The organism is Methanosarcina sp. 1.H.A.2.2 (assembly GCF_000979975.1).
Lineage (GTDB): Archaea > Halobacteriota > Methanosarcinia > Methanosarcinales > Methanosarcinaceae > Methanosarcina.
In genome coordinates this window covers 76,355-90,701 of sequence record NZ_JJQL01000030.1, presented here as the reverse complement: position 1 = coordinate 90,701, position 14,347 = coordinate 76,355, and the positions used below count along the sequence as shown (strand labels likewise).

Annotated in this window: 12 protein-coding genes and 2 tRNA genes; 7 read left to right on the top strand and 7 right to left on the bottom strand. The window is 44.4% G+C overall.

Going from position 1 to position 14,347, the window contains the following annotated elements; genetic code table 11:
• Window positions 1–592: 592 nt before the first annotated feature.
• From EO93_RS04770 to tpiA, 6 genes are all read left to right on the top strand, one after another.
• Entirely contained in the window at window positions 593–1,153 is a 561-nt protein-coding gene (locus tag EO93_RS04770; RefSeq protein ID WP_048141751.1) for a YIP1 family protein, read from the top strand.
• A 175-nt stretch (window positions 1,154–1,328) separates the two neighbouring features.
• Window positions 1,329–1,400 (top strand) — tRNA-Cys (locus tag EO93_RS04765).
• A gap of 72 nt (window positions 1,401–1,472) precedes the next feature.
• Window positions 1,473–1,544: transfer RNA gene (locus EO93_RS04760), tRNA-Cys, on the top strand.
• A 124-nt stretch (window positions 1,545–1,668) separates the two neighbouring features.
• Window positions 1,669–2,283, top strand: coding sequence for an endonuclease III (gene nth / locus EO93_RS04755; RefSeq protein WP_048161280.1), 615 nt, complete (start codon window positions 1,669–1,671; stop codon window positions 2,281–2,283).
• A 218-nt stretch (window positions 2,284–2,501) separates the two neighbouring features.
• The gene (locus EO93_RS04750; protein WP_048132288.1) at window positions 2,502–3,680 is read left to right on the top strand and encodes a bifunctional 5,6,7,8-tetrahydromethanopterin hydro-lyase/3-hexulose-6-phosphate synthase; all 1,179 of its coding nucleotides are present in this window, start codon (window positions 2,502–2,504) and stop codon (window positions 3,678–3,680) included.
• A 204-nt stretch (window positions 3,681–3,884) separates the two neighbouring features.
• Window positions 3,885–4,553, top strand: a complete 669-nt coding sequence (tpiA, locus tag EO93_RS04745) for a triose-phosphate isomerase (protein ID WP_048132286.1) — start codon at window positions 3,885–3,887, stop codon at window positions 4,551–4,553.
• Between the two features lie 158 nt (window positions 4,554–4,711).
• On the opposite strand, the gene EO93_RS04740 is transcribed toward tpiA, so the two are convergent.
• From EO93_RS04740 to EO93_RS04715, 6 genes are all read right to left on the bottom strand, one after another.
• Window positions 4,712–6,163 carry a HEAT repeat domain-containing protein gene (locus EO93_RS04740; protein ID WP_235284109.1) on the bottom strand — a complete coding sequence of 484 codons (1,452 nt, stop codon included), beginning with the start codon at window positions 6,161–6,163 and terminating at the stop codon, window positions 4,712–4,714.
• 177 nt (window positions 6,164–6,340) lie between these two features.
• Window positions 6,341–7,771: a prephenate dehydrogenase gene (locus EO93_RS04735; protein WP_048161278.1), complete on the bottom strand. Its 1,431-nt coding sequence runs from the start codon at window positions 7,769–7,771 to the stop codon at window positions 6,341–6,343.
• Window positions 7,768–8,610: a shikimate dehydrogenase gene (locus EO93_RS04730; protein ID WP_048161277.1), complete on the bottom strand. Its 843-nt coding sequence runs from the start codon at window positions 8,608–8,610 to the stop codon at window positions 7,768–7,770. The genes EO93_RS04735 and EO93_RS04730 overlap by 4 nt, the downstream gene beginning before the upstream one ends.
• The gene (gene aroD, locus EO93_RS04725) at window positions 8,607–9,335 is read right to left on the bottom strand and encodes a type I 3-dehydroquinate dehydratase (protein ID WP_048161276.1); all 729 of its coding nucleotides are present in this window, start codon (window positions 9,333–9,335) and stop codon (window positions 8,607–8,609) included. Before aroD ends, EO93_RS04730 begins: the two co-directional genes overlap by 4 nt.
• Window positions 9,336–9,390: 55 nt before the next feature.
• A complete protein-coding gene (locus tag EO93_RS04720) occupies window positions 9,391–10,533 on the bottom strand; it encodes a 3-dehydroquinate synthase II (protein WP_048161275.1) in 1,143 nt (380 codons plus the stop codon).
• Window positions 10,534–10,649: 116 nt separating this feature from the next.
• Window positions 10,650–11,447, bottom strand: coding sequence for a 2-amino-3,7-dideoxy-D-threo-hept-6-ulosonate synthase (locus EO93_RS04715; protein WP_048132274.1), 798 nt, complete (start codon window positions 11,445–11,447; stop codon window positions 10,650–10,652).
• Window positions 11,448–11,941: 494 nt separating this feature from the next.
• Between EO93_RS04715 and EO93_RS04710 the strand changes: the two genes are divergently transcribed.
• Entirely contained in the window at window positions 11,942–12,511 is a 570-nt protein-coding gene (locus EO93_RS04710) for a GMP synthase subunit A (RefSeq protein ID WP_048161274.1), read from the top strand.
• A gap of 176 nt (window positions 12,512–12,687) precedes the next feature.
• Here EO93_RS04710 and EO93_RS04705 read toward each other — a convergent pair whose 3' ends face one another.
• Window positions 12,688–14,019 carry a signal recognition particle protein Srp54 gene (locus EO93_RS04705; protein WP_048132270.1) on the bottom strand — a complete coding sequence of 444 codons (1,332 nt, stop codon included), beginning with the start codon at window positions 14,017–14,019 and terminating at the stop codon, window positions 12,688–12,690.
• Window positions 14,020–14,347 lie beyond the last annotated feature (328 nt).

Here is a 14,347-nt window from a genome sequence, read left to right as displayed (position 1 = left end):
CTGAAGTGTGCGAGCCTTCGGGAACTCTGGATCGCTGCCAAACTCACCCTATACTACTTCAAATCTATTCTGAATATTGTTTTTTCTAAAAATGTTTTTCTGAAATGTTTTTCTGAAATTGTTTTTCGATACTGATTTTTTTATATTACTGTTGTTTTACTTCTTTGAAGCTGCTATTCTTCTTGATCTTGTTACTTTATTCTCTTCTGGATTATTTTGTCTGTTTACCTGGTTCTTTTACACGGCTTTCCACTATCTTTTGATATGTTTATTCTTTTGAAACCGTTTTCTAAGTTTTATTATTCTTACCTTTTTTCATCCCGTTATTTTCATCCGTTATTTTTATTACTTGATTTTTATGTTCCGGCTCTCTTTTAGCTCTGCTTCTCTAAAAGCGAGTTCGAATCCATTTGAATTGCTGGATTTCTATTCCGGCACCCTGTCTAAGTTCCGAAGGGGGCGCTCACCTTTAATAACTGAAGCCGGACTCTTGCTGTAAGACAGAGTTCTCTTAACGGAACTTCAGACTTTCACTTTTTTCCTCACAAATCTCTTTAAATAAGGCTCGTGCATATTTTTAATGGGGGAAACTATGGATTACATCGAAACATGGAAAGAAGTTATACAAAGGCCGTCTGATTTTTACAGGAAAATGCCAACGACCGGAGGATATAATGAACCGCTTACCTTTGCAGCAATCAGTTATATCATATACGGGCTTTTAACTGGACTTTTTGGCCGCGGAATGATGAGAGGTATGTATGGTTACGGTGGTATCACTGAATTTGGCTTTTCCACTGTACTTATGACTGTGATTATGGCACCTATTGTAGGTATCATTTCTATCTTTATCGGAGCTGCAATATTCTATATTATTTATAAAGTGCTTGGAGGAACTGGAAGTTACGAAGGCACTGTCAGGTTCATATCTTATGCATCTGCCGTGATGGCGCTTTCCTGGATTCCTTTAATCGGCTGGTTCTTCGGGCTTTATGAGATATATCTCTATATTGTGGGCGGCATGATTGTACATGATGTAAGCATGGTGAAATCGGCGATAGCTGTACTCCTGCCTACTTTCGTAGTCATCTTACTGGCTATAGTTGCGGCAATGTTTGTTTTATCCAGTGTTTTTTCCAACATTTTTATCTAACTCGGTTTAATCTAACTCGGTTTAATCTAACTCGGTTATCTCTTTCGGGGGATAACATAACACATTTTTTACCAAAAAGTTGTAAAATTCTTTCAGAATTGTTGCATCCAGCTAAATATTTATATATTAGAAATTACTTTAATTGCATCTACACGACTAATCCGTGTTCAATAATGCCAAGATGGCGGAGCGGCTACGCAATCGCCTGCAGAGCGATACCATTCCGGTTCGAATCCGGATCTTGGCTTTTTCTCTTTTAATAATCGATTTAACCTAAAACTATATATTCAATAAAGTGCTTTAAGAAAATCCACTTTGTGCCAAGGTGGCGGAGCGGCTACGCAATCGCCTGCAGAGCGATACCATTCCGGTTCGAATCCGGACCTTGGCTTTTTAAACTACTTTTAAAATCTCTTCTCAAAGCTTTTTAATTTCCCATTTTTTACCTTTTTTAGCCTGTAATTTAGAATCCGGATTTTTATAATTTTTATATTAAGAGAATACTAACTCTGGGCATGGACATTGATGAACTCATGCGGAGGCTTTTCGAACTTTATCCGGAGGGCTATGCTGATGGCTCGAGAGACCCCTTTTTTGTGTTAATCTCCACTGTCATGTCTCACAGGACCCGGGACGATGTAACCTATCCTGCAGCAAAGAGGCTTTTTGAGAGATTCTCTACTCCTGAGGAAATGGTTGAGACTGATGTTGAAGAGATTGAAGCGCTTATAAGAGATGTGGGCTTCTACAGGGTCAAAGCCGGAAGGATAAAGGAAATCTCCGGAATTTTACTGGAAGAATACAATGGCAGGGTTCCGGATGAGATGGAAACTCTCCTTAAACTACCCGGAGTCGGCCGAAAGACAGCTAACTGTGTACTTGCGCATGCATTCCTTAAAGATGCCCTTGCAGTCGATACACACGTTCACAGGATTTCTAACAGGCTCGGTCTGGTTGAAACAAAAGCCCCTGAAGAGACCGAAAGAGAATTAAAAAAGATATTTCCTCAGAGGTACTGGAAACATATAAATCTCTTGCTTGTAAAATTAGGGCAAAATATTTGCCGGCCTCTTTCTCCCAGGTGCGGAGTTTGCGTCCTGAACGACATGTGTCCTAAAATTCTCCTTTGATTGGGAGTTTTTGGAAACTCCATAATTATGGAATCAAAGTGCAGAGAACCTGTAGGCTGTCAAAAAACTGTTTGGGATGATACAAGATTATTTATATCAGGCTGGCGTTTAGCAGGCAAAAGGGTTATGCTATCCCTCGGTTCAATGATAAATTCGTTCTCAAACAACTAACTATCAAATATTCTAATATTTCTTTCATAGCATTTTCGAGGTTAAACATGTTTCAGATAGGAGAAGCATTAATGGGGCAGGGTGCAGAACTTGCCCATGTTGATTTGATGATAGGAGACAAGGAGGGTCCTGTAGGACAGGCTTTTGCAAATGGTCTGACTCAGCTTTCAGCCGGACACACTCCTCTCCTGTCCGTTATAAGGCCAAACCTGCCGGCTAAACCTTCAACCCTTATTATCCCGAAGGTCACTGTAAAGAACATGGAGCAGGCATCAAGAATTTTCGGACCTGCCCAGTCAGCAGTTGCAAAGGCAGTAGCAGACTCAGTAGAAGAAGGCGTAATCTCAAAGGCCCAGGCTGAAGACCTTGTCATTGTAGCTAGCGTCTTTATTCACCCTGATGCCCAGGACTATAACAAGATCTACAGGTACAACTACGGCGCCACAAAACTTGCGCTCAAGAGAGCACTTGAAGGCTTCCCGGACATCGACACTGTGCTTGAAGAGAGCAACAAGTCCACCCACGCTATCATGGGCTTTAAAGTCATCAGGCTCTGGGATCCACCTTACCTGCAGATTGCTTTTGACAACCCGAACCTTGAGTTCGTGCTTTCGGCTATTTCTCAGATCCCGAACAGCGACCACGTCATTATCGAAGCAGGCACCCCCCTTATCAAGCGCTACGGCATGGATGTAATTTCCAAGATCAGGGATGTCAAGCCCGACGCTTTCATTGTTGCTGACTTAAAGACCCTGGATACCGGAAACCTTGAAGCAAGAATGGTTGCAGACGCTGCAGGCGATGCCATTGTGGTCTCTGCCCTTGCCCCGATCAGCACCATTGACAAGCTCATTGAAGAAGCCCACAAGACAGGCATCTATGCGGTCATGGATACTCTCAACCAGCACGACCCGATTTCGGTCTTAAAGCAGCTCAAGGTCATGCCTGATGTCATTGAACTCCACCGTGGAATCGACATCGAAGGTACCGAACACGCCTGGGGCAACATTGCTGATATCAAGAAGATTGCTCCAAAGACCCTGGTTGCAGTTGCAGGCGGAGTCCGTCTCGACAAGGTGCCTGTAGCCCTTGGTCAGGGTGCTGATATCCTTGTGGTCGGACGTGCTATCACCAACGCAAAAGATATCAGAGATATGGCTGAGCAGTTCATTAACAGCCTTAACAAACCTGAAATCGACCAGTTCAGAATCATGACTGATTTCTGAGCAGGCTTTAAAAACTTCCATAAAAATTTGCCGGAAAAACTGCTAAAACGGTTTGTTATATAAGCTGTTAAAAAAGCTGTTAATAAAACAAGTTGCGGCAAAATCTCCGGTAGAAACTATTGAAGAAAGTGTGGGTTTTCACACTTTTTTCTTTTTCATTTCATTTAGTTTCATTTTCTTTTCATTTTTCAGGAGGGGATTTTCCTGGGTTCACCATTCATTTTACTGAACTACAAAACTTATTTGCAGGGCACAGGCTACGGAGCAGTCGAGATTGCAATGGCCTGTAGAGCCGTATCCGAAGAATCAGGTATCGAGATTGCAGTAGCTCCCCAGTTTCCGGACATTTACAGGGTAGCCTCTGAGGTTGAACTTCCGGTTTTTTCCCAGCATCTGGATGGGGTAGGAGCAGGAAGTTTTACGGGGCATGTTTTTGGAAAATGCATAAAAGAAGCGGGAGCTGTCGGGACTCTTATTAATCACTCTGAAAGGCGTCTGACCCTTGCAGAAATTGAGGCCTCCTTGAAGGCGGCAAAAGAATTCGGACTCAGGGCAGTTATCTGTACTAACAACGTTCCCACAACTGCAGCAGCCGCAGCCCTTGGACCCGATTATGTAGCAATCGAACCGCCGGAGCTTATAGGCAGCGGAATTCCGGTCTCAAAAGCCGACCCTGAAGTTGTTAGCGGCTCGGTTGAAGCAGTTGCAAAAATCAATCCCGGAGTAAAAGTGCTTTGCGGCGCCGGAATTTCAAAAGGCGAAGACCTCAGGGCAGCCCTTGACCTTGGCTCGCAGGGTGTACTCCTGGCTTCGGGAATTGTTAAAGCGGCAGATCCCCGGGCGGCGCTGGAAGATCTTATCAGCCTGATTTAATTTTTCTTCTTATATTTTTTTCTTCTAATATTTATTCCCAAACAGAAGAAAATTTAAATCAAACACTGATTATCCGTAAAATGAGTACATCTGAATAAAAAAGAATGCGGCTTTTTCAGCCGCTTTTTTCTTTGCAATTTCTTTTCAAGATTTTTGAATCACTGATAAGCCAGAATAAGAGGTTCAACTGCCCGCGGATCCCCAATTTCAATAAGAATCAGGGCGGTCTCACCCTTAACTTTCTTATCTTCAGTTTTCAGGTTTTCTATAAGAGGATTAACTGCCGTTTCTCCCATATCTACAAGGGCTTCTCTGGCACTAACTCCAAAGTCTTTATCTCCCAGTTTTTCTACAAAAAACCCTGCAGTTTCCTGGTTTTCGGTTTTGCCAAGACCAAGGAGGGCTCCGTTTCTGATGCCCATATCCATGCTCGGGTTGTCAAATACCGTTCTAAGGGTACTTACAGCTTCAGGGCTTCCTATGTTCCCAAGAGCTGAGGCTGCAGCTATCCTTACCTCAAGAGTTTCCTTATTATCGTTTAGTACGCCGGTTAATGCTTCCGTAGCCTCAGCGCCTCCTATTCCTCCAAGGGCAAGGACAACGCTTTTTCGGACATCTGCATTTGTGTTCACGGTATCTTTTCTTCTTCCTTCAACTTCTTTTCCGCTTTCCAGGACGTCTATCAGGGGTCCTACCGCTGATTCGGTTCCCATTTTACCTAGTGTGAGGGCGGCAGTACTTCTTACCGAAGCCTTTGTGTCTCTCAGTCTCTCGATAAGATAGGGTACAGCTTCTTCTGATCCTATTTTCCCAAGGGCGACTGCAGTGCTGCTTCTGATGTAATCTTTCTCATTATTTTTCAATTCCATCATCAGGTTATCTACAGCTCTTTCATCTCCGAGTTCTCCAAGTGCCATAGCTGCACTGTGTCTCGCCAGAGGATAATCCTGAGTAAGCATCTTCAGTAAGGGATCTGTTGCGGCTTTTTCCTCCTTTTGTCCAAGAGCCATTGCAGCTGCAACTCTTACGTATCCTTTTTCGCTTTTAAGAGCCTTAAGAAGTATTTCGGTTTCGTTTCCGTTTTCTCCAGATTCGAAATTTGAAAGTGCAAAGGAAGTATAAAGAGTGGAATTCTGTTCTTCTGCCTTAAGGGCTTCTTCGAGAATATCCGTGTCGTTTCCATATTCACTGGTTAAGGATCTTGCAAGGCTCTCTCGCATGGCTTTATCTTTTGCTTCTATAGCCCGTACAATATCTTCTGAAACTTCTTCCGGTCTCTGCCCGTCGACTGCATTTTCGGCTGCAGTCATACTTGAAGCCTCTTTTTCCCCAAGGTTTCCTGAAAGAACAGTTTCCGCTCTTTCATCTCCGGTTTCAAGAAGTGCAAGAAGCAGATAACTTTTTATTTCTCCTGAACTCGAATTTCCGGGTTCAATCTTTTCAATAAGAGCACTTGCTGCAGGTTTTCCGAATTTTCCAAGTTCGGTTACTGCGTTTAATCTTGTTTCATGGTCACCAGTTTCCAGCTTATTTATGGAATTTATGATCATATTTTCGCGTGAAACTCCAGCTAGGGCTGTGGGGTTTGTTGCATTCCCACTGCTTTCCATGAACTTATCACCGCTTAAAAGAAGCGAAACAAATATCGAAAGAGTGATAAGTGCAAATAAAAGAGAAATTTTCCATTTGACCTGAGACATTATATTCCGTATCTATTTATTTATTGTTTATATTAATTTCTCTGCGATCAATGATCAATAATACAACTCTAAGGTAAAAGTTCTTTTTCATTCCTTCAGCCTCAGGTTTTTTTCCCTTACCCGGCATCCAAGCCCACAGAGAAGGGTTGTCACCTCAGTTTCGACAGAATCTGCATTACAATCTCCAAAAATAGTTATCCTATAAGTTACTCCGAGTCGTTCCGGCCCTCTTTTCTCATTTTCAGCTTCTGTCCCCTTAGTCCCATTGTAGGTATCACTGATCTGACAGGCTACAAGATGGTTGTTTGTGGTTACTGCGCCCAGGATGACTTCAGGATCGGCGTCTTCAGGGATCAGGACTGAAATATCCCTTATCGCATGCTTCAGGTTTTCTTTTCTCCACTCCCTCAATTCGGGTTCTGAAAGAAGGCGAAGGTTTTCAAGCTTGAGTCTTATGAATTTGTTCTTTATATGGGGAGCGGTGCCTTTTGAGGCAAGTTTTGTAATTATTATCTCATTCGGTCCCACTTTTTCCAGTGTACCTACATGGACCTTTCCGGAATAAAAGTGAGAAAAGCCGCAGACTTTTCCTACCGAGTTCATGATAGTCTCATACTCGGTTATTCTGGAATTAATCAGCTTATCCGACCTGCGCAGGGCATGGGCTGTATCATCATATTTTCGGGCAGCAGCTTTCATTTTCCTTACAAAGCCTTCATCATCATGAGCCCGCACAAGGCTGGAAAGTTCCTCACATTCCTTTATAAATGCCTCATGCACCTCCGGAACACCCGGGTTTTCCATCTGGATAAGAGCGTAGAGATAAGGGTTCTGGCCCAGAATCCTGCCCACAAAGTCAAGCATTATACTGTAAACCGGACTTACGAATTTCCTGGATTTCTTGATATCAAAGTCAAGCCTGTCAATGGTCGTCCCTATTGCTATATAAGCAAAATGAGTGAGCCCCTGTACTACTGAGACCAGACGGTCGTGCTCGTCGGCTGTCGTGATTTCAACATGTGCGCCGCTTTCCTCAAAAAGTTGCCTGATTACCGGAAACCATTTTTCCGAGCGCCCGTTTACCGGGACAAGGATCACTGTTTGTCCCCTGATGGTGGGGATCGTGGGCCCGAACATGGGGTGTGTTCCAAGAATCTCAACATTCGCAGGTGCAAATCTCCGCATGGCTTCAACAGGTTTTACTTTGGTGGAGGTGAAATCCATAAGGAGGCTTCCTGCTTTCATCTTCGGGGCGACTTCTGCAATAGTTTCTTCCGTTGCGTTGATTGGAACGGATACTATTACTATATCATTTTCAGGGATAGCTGCCTCAAGGTCCGAAGCAAAAGGTACATTCAGTTTCCGGGCGACTTCCACCTTGCCCCCCTTTCCCCAGACTGTAACCTCATAGTCCCTTTCTTTAAAAAAATGAGTGAACCACTGCCCCATCTCTCCGGTTCCGCCAAGGATCAGAACCTTTGTTTTTCCGGAACTATGTTTCTCAGGGTCTGTGTTCAAGTCTGTAGAGCCTCCAGTACGGTTTTTTTCATGATTTCTACTGGAGGTTCAACACCTGTCCAGAGTTTGAAAGCTTCTGCTCCCTGATAGACAAGCATTAAAACTCCACTTACGGTTTTTGCTCCTGCAGCCTTTGCTTCCTTTAAAAGCCTGGTTTCAAGTGGGTTATAGACTATGTCAAAAACAGTAAGGTCGCTGTGAAGTTCTTTTGCTGTTGCAATAGTTGCATCTGTGTTCGGGTGCATCCCGAGAGTTGTGGTATTGATCAGGATATCTGCATCCTGCAACAGTTCTTTTAATCCTGAAAGTCCGGTCCCGCTTATTTTTCCCGGAAGGGCTGCAGCTGAAATCTCTTTTGCAAGTTCTACTGCCCTTTCTTCTGTCCGGTTTATTATGGTGATTTCAGCTCCGTCGGCTGCAAGCTGAAAAGCAACTGCCCTTGCTGCTCCTCCTGCCCCTGCAACCACCACTTTAGACCCCTCCATTTCCACTGCAGCCTCTCGAAGGGCCTGCCTTGCTCCCAGTCCGTCAGTGTTGTACCCCCGGATTTCTCCTGTTTTTCCGAAGACAACAGTATTCACTGCTCCAATTCTCTCTGCAAGGGGGTCAGGCTTGATGAATTCCAGTTTCAGGGCTTCTTCTTTTAATGGGACAGTCAGGTTAAGCCCTCCAAATCCCATAGCTTCAGCTCCAAGGATTGCTTTTTCCAGTTTTTCCGGCCTGACCCTGAAAGCGTGATAGACGCAGTCCATGCCAAGGGCTGAAAACGCTGCATTATGCATGGCAGGGGAAAGGGAATGACCTATAGGGTCTCCAAATACACCAAAAACTCGCTTCATTTTAGCATTTCCATTATCTTCTTTACTTCGTCTACCGGAAGCTGACCAGGGGCTGCGGCTGCACCGCTTTCTACTGAACCGTATGTCAGGACCGAACCATAAAGAGGGGCAACTACCCTTGTATGTTTTCCGGGTTTGCCCATTGAGATGGTGCATACTGATTTTCCTTCTTTCCTGAGGTCCAGTGTAATTCTCAGCAGATTAAGAACGTCTTCCATTGACTGAGGCATCACTGCAAGTTTGGCAATATCTGCCCCTGCAAGAAACATTTCTGTAAGAATTGCTTTCATTTCCTGAGGAGAAGGAGTTTTTGAAAAGTCGTGGGAAGAAACGATTACGGTTTTTCCGTGATCTTTAGCCGCTTTTATAACTTTATCTCTCTCTTCCCTGCTGGCAGAGAGTTCGATATCAACAGCATCCGGCCCGTCTTTAAGGGAAAGGGAATATGTAAGAAGCCCTGTTCGGTCTTCCTCGGTCCCTTCCCATTTTCCTCCTTCTGCCCTGGAGCGGTTGGTAGCGATTACAGGAAGCCCGGCTTCGGATTTTATTTCCCTTATTATTTCTGCGGCTCTCTCCAGATCCCTGATTCCCAGCAAATCCAGCCGGATTTCAAGGATATCAGCTCCTTTTTCGGCTGCCTTTTTTGAAGTTTCAAGAGGCTTTTCAAGGATTACTGCAACAACTGCAGTTTTTTTTTCAAGGTCAAATGGGCCTATTTGCGTCATTGCTCGCTCCGGGCTGGGAGTTAGGGAATCTGGTTATTATTCTTTTTTCCCTGGTTCACTTCTCTATAATCGTTTCTTCTATTTTTTTGCCGAAATGTCTGGCTCCTTCCTCGAGGCGGACCAGGACCTCATCTCCTTTCTTGAGTTTTGCAACTGAGATAGGGTTTCCATCTTTTCCTACCAGTTTGATAGTTTCGGCATTTTGCAGGATTGCAGTTAAAGTTCTGTCTCTGGCTTTTGCTTCTATTAGCATGAGAGGGCGGCTTTCTATCTTGACTCTGCCAACTATACCTTCCCGCTGTTTCCCTTTTGAGTCTACAATAGTTACGGCATCTCCGGTCTGGAGTTCCGAAAGATAGCGGGTTTTATCCCCGATTTTGATGTAAGAGTGAACCGCACCTGCATTTACCCTGAAGGGACGGGCTGCCACGTAAGGGCTTTCATCGGACTCCGAGTTTACCAGGAACATCCCGCCTGCCTGCGAACCTATGAGCATGCCTTCTCCGCGCTGCATGAGGTTGCATGTATCCACGCAGACCCGGTCTCCCATCCCAAGGGGTTCTACCCTGGTTACAACCGCAGCCTCAAGTTTGGCACTTTCGCTTTCCAGTTCTCTTGCAGCCTTGATCGTATCTTTTATTTCCTGCGGATTTCCACTATCCAGAAGGACTCCATCAGCTCCTGTTTCAAGAGTCTGGAAGGCGAGTCTTGCTTCCTCTGCACTTTTCACTCCGAAAATGATCTTTACTTTCTCTCGCTGGAGGTCAGCTATCAGGTTCTCAAGAGGGATGACTTTCCAGTCAGTGCCTGTAACAAGCAGATAATTGCAGATTTTTCCCATTTCGGCTGCGAAGCGTTCATACTGTTTATCCTTTATGATTACGTATCCGCCTACGGTTAAGCCTTTGTCCATGAGCAGGGTTGCTGCGTTTACGTCTAAAGAACCCGGAATTTCCAGGGGCAGGGGTTTTGTCCCGTCACCTTCTCCTCTCTTTCCCACGACTACGATGTCAGCTCCTGACTTATTGTCGCGGGCAAAGGCTGCTACTGTAATGTTTCCCAGTTCCCGGACTTTTTCTACCACTTCCGGGTTTACCAGTATACAGTCGGCTCCGGATTCCAGGCCTGTCGTGATCCTCTCTTTCTGTTCTTCCCATCCGCCTTCATCGGCTTTTATCCAGACGCTTTTCTTTTTCAAAGGCTTTCAACCCCGTTCATAAATCTGTTTTTTACTCCGGCCTTTAATCCGGTATTTTTCTTTTTTTGTTTTTATTTTTTTACTTCGGGCTTGATTTTTGCTTCTCAATATCCTTTTTACTTTAACTGCTCCAGAGCTTCTTCCACAGGCCTTCTATGGTGTACGATTTCGCAGATAGCTCGGGTCAGCCTGACAGGGTCCCGGTGCTGGAATACATTCCTTCCTATTGCAGCTCCTCTTGCACCCGCTTCCATTGCCCCGTCAATCATTTCAAGAAGTTCCAGGTCGGTTGAGGTCTTCGGTCCGCCTGCAATTACTACAGGCACAGGGCAGCCCCTTACCACGTCTCTGAAACTGTCAGGATCTCCGGTGTATACGGTTTTTACAACGTCAGCTCCCAGTTCAGCTCCAATCCTTGCAGCATGTGCCACATTTACAGGGTCGTGGGGGTTTGTGATCTTTTTGCCTCTGGGGTACATCATAGCAAGAAGAGGCATGCCCCATTCCGTGCAGTCCCTGGAGATTGTTCCGAGCTTTTCGAGCTGGTCGGTTTCTGTATCAGACCCTATGTTGATATGCATGGAAACTGCATCAGCTCCCATCTTTATCACTTCTTCAACAGTACATACCTGCACCTTGGCGTTGGGGTCAGGGCTCAGAACGGAAGAGGCACTGATATGCACAACAAGCCCGATGTCATGACCGTATCCTCTATGCCCGTACTTGACCATGCCTTTCTGCATGAGAACTGCGTTTGCTCCTCCTTCGGCAACCTTATTAACTGTATCTGTAACGTTGATAAGCCCTTCAATAGGTCCGTCGGAGAGCCCATGATCCATGGGAATAATGACCATGTTTCTGCTCTCCCGATTCATCAGCCTTTCTATGCGTATTTTTTTGCCAATTTCTGACATCGTGGTTCCCCTAAATTCTGAATTGATTTACTTCATTTGTAAATTTTATTGATTTTTATTAATTGATTCTTTCTAGCGTGCTAGTATGTCACATACTAACACACATCTTATATTTAAACCTATTCAAGCCCTGATTCTGATCCAGTTTTCCAGTCACTATGGATTTTGATAATGTCAATTGAACTACTTTGTACATCTATGTACTAGAATGTTCAGTTCTTAAAGTTTTCTCTTATTTGACAGTTTATTATGGTTAGATGTTTATTCCTTATTTCAATTCCTGCGATAGTTGCTCTGGCATATCTTCTCTTTTTGAGGTAGCTGTATGAGTCTGAAAACTGTGGATTTGAAAAGTATGAAATAGCTGAAGCAAAGCCAAAAGGATACAAGAATTAAAATAGGATAACATGGGCTAAAATAGGATAACATGGGCGAAGAGAATAAGCCCAGAGCTAAGAATCATTTCATATTTGTAAAAAGGAACGGAAGACACTATGAATGAATTAAAAATCCTTGTTGTAAATAATTACGGACAATTTTGTCACCTTATTCACAGGGCTGTCCGGGATCTTGACATGGATACAAAAATTATTCCCAATATAACCCCAATCGAGGATATTCTGGCAGAAGAGCCTGATGGGCTGATCCTGAGCGGAGGGCCGGATATGGAAAGGGCAGGCCTTTGTTTTGACTATGCCCGGGAAATCGATATCCCTATTCTTGGAATCTGCCTTGGGCACCAGGCAATTGCCCTGGCTTACGGGGGGCATGTCCACGCAGGGAAAAAAGGCGGGTATGCCGAGATTGAAATAGAGGTCCTCGAAGAAGACGACATCCTCAGGGGACTTGGCCCAAAAACAACTGTATGGGCTTCCCATGCTGATGAGGTTGCTATTCTTCCTGAAGGCTTTATCCATCTTGCCCGCTCAGATGTCTGTGAGATTGAAGCCATGCGTCACCCAACAAAACCGATTTATGGCGTTCAATGGCATCCTGAGGTTTCCCACACCAGGCAGGGAGAAGAGTTACTGATGAACTTCTTTGAGGTTTGTGATCAGTACTGAAATGTGGTCAGTACGGAAGGGTTTCTCATTTTTTTAAATAATGTGTTAAAAGAATCAGGTTTCTCTAAAAGAATCAGGTTTCTCTAAAAGAATCCTGCAAGTTTTTAGAATCACAGAAAAAAATGAGATGTAAAGATAATAAAAGTATAAAACGACAGAAAAGAGTCCCGGGATTATTACATCCCGAGTTTTTTCTTCATCATTTTCTGAATATTGAATTTCCCGCCTCTAAAGCCTTTCAAAGCCGTTTGCATGGTTTTGTGGTACTTCAGAAGCTCTCTTATATCTTCGGGGCTGCAGCCTGAACCCCTTGAGATTCTCTTGATCCTTGAACCACCTATGAGTTTGGGGTCTGTCATTTCCTCTTCTGTCATTGAGTCCATGATGACCTTGTAGTTTTTCATCTTGTCACTGGTAGCCTGGAACATCTCGTCTGATAACTTCATGCCTCCCATTCCTCCCATGCCCATCGGGAGCATTGACATGATTTGTTTCAGAGGCCCCATCTTATTCATTGCTTCGAGCTGCTTGTACATATCCTTCAGGGTGAAGCGTCCCTGCATCAGGGCTTCAACATTTACGTCTTCTTCACTCAGGCTTTCCTCTGCCTTTTCCATCAGGCTCTTAAGGTCTCCCATTCCGAGAAGCCTTGAAATGAACCTGTCAGCTTCGAACTTTTCAAAGTCTTCCGGGGTTTCCCCAACCCCGATAAAAGCAATCGGAGCTTTTGTTTCGGAAACTGCTGAAAGGGCTCCACCACCTTTTGCCGTTCCGTCCAGTTTTGTGATAATAACTCCTGTGATCCCCACAGAGTTATTGAAAGCATGAGCCTGCTGGCTTGCCTGCTGCCCTATGCCTGCGTCCAGGACCATGAACTTGTGGTCGGGTTTTGCAACAGCATGGATCTGTTCCATTTCTTCTATCAGGTCGGCTTCAAGGGCGTGCCGCCCTGCAGTGTCCACTATTTTTATATCGTATTTTTCAAGCGCTTTAAGCCCATGTATGGTAATCTCAACAGCATCGGGATTTCCTTCTTCTCCGTAAAAACCAACATTGAGCTTTTCACAGAGGGTCTTAAGCTGGTGGTAAGCCCCGGGCCGGAAGGTATCTGCGGCAACAACACCTGCTTTGAGCCCTTTTCTCTGGAAATAGCGGGCAAGTTTTGCAGCGCTTGTAGTTTTTCCGCTCCCCTGCAGCCCCACCATCATGATGGTCTGGGGTTTGAGCTGTATCTCCGCTCCCTTCCCGATGATTTCCATCAGTTCCTGATACACAATGCGGATTACATGCTCCCTCGGATTCACACCCGCAGGAGGTTCTTCTTTCATTGCACGTTCTTTGATTCTCTGGGACATCCCCATGACAAGTTTTACGTTAACGTCGGCCTGGAGCAGAGCCCGCTGAATATCCTTTACTACTTCGTTGACCATGCGCTCATCAATTCTCCCTGCGCCGATCAGCTTCTTGAGTGCCCCCTGTAAGGAGTCTCCGAGTTTTTCCATTACCATATGAGAATCGTCCTGCTTAATTTTGAGAATGGATAAAAAGATAGTTTAAGTTCCGTTTATTAACCTGTGCAAGAAGGTTACTTTTTCTTGCGTTTATTTTTACCTTATATAAGAAGGTGATCTTTTTTGAATTTATTTTAATCCTGTTAATCCTGTATAAGAAAGTGATCTTTACTTAATAAGCCTTTGAGTTTTCGACGCTTTAAAAAGGTACGATAGAACGCATAAGATAGGATTGATTAATCAAGATAGGATTGATTAATCAAGATAGGATTGATTAATCAAGATAGGATTGATTAATCAAGATAGGATTGATTAATCTGGATAT

Bases quoted from the DNA above. Each gene is read 5' to 3' on its own strand.
- EO93_RS04740 (WP_235284109.1), bottom strand. From the start codon at position 6,163: ATGGAAAGCAGTGGGAATGCAACAAACCCCACAGCCCTAGCTGGAGTT.
- nth (WP_048161280.1), top strand. From the start codon at position 1,669: ATGGACATTGATGAACTCATGCGGAGGCTTTTCGAACTTTATCCGGAG.
- EO93_RS04730 (WP_048161277.1), bottom strand. From the start codon at position 8,610: ATGAAGCGAGTTTTTGGTGTATTTGGAGACCCTATAGGTCATTCCCTT.
- EO93_RS04710 (WP_048161274.1), top strand. From the start codon at position 11,942: ATGAATGAATTAAAAATCCTTGTTGTAAATAATTACGGACAATTTTGT.
- EO93_RS04770 (WP_048141751.1), top strand. From the start codon at position 593: ATGGATTACATCGAAACATGGAAAGAAGTTATACAAAGGCCGTCTGAT.
- EO93_RS04715 (WP_048132274.1), bottom strand. From the start codon at position 11,447: ATGTCAGAAATTGGCAAAAAAATACGCATAGAAAGGCTGATGAATCGG.
- EO93_RS04705 (WP_048132270.1), bottom strand. From the start codon at position 14,019: ATGGTAATGGAAAAACTCGGAGACTCCTTACAGGGGGCACTCAAGAAG.
- EO93_RS04750 (WP_048132288.1), top strand. From the start codon at position 2,502: ATGTTTCAGATAGGAGAAGCATTAATGGGGCAGGGTGCAGAACTTGCC.
- aroD (WP_048161276.1), bottom strand. From the start codon at position 9,335: ATGACGCAAATAGGCCCATTTGACCTTGAAAAAAAAACTGCAGTTGTT.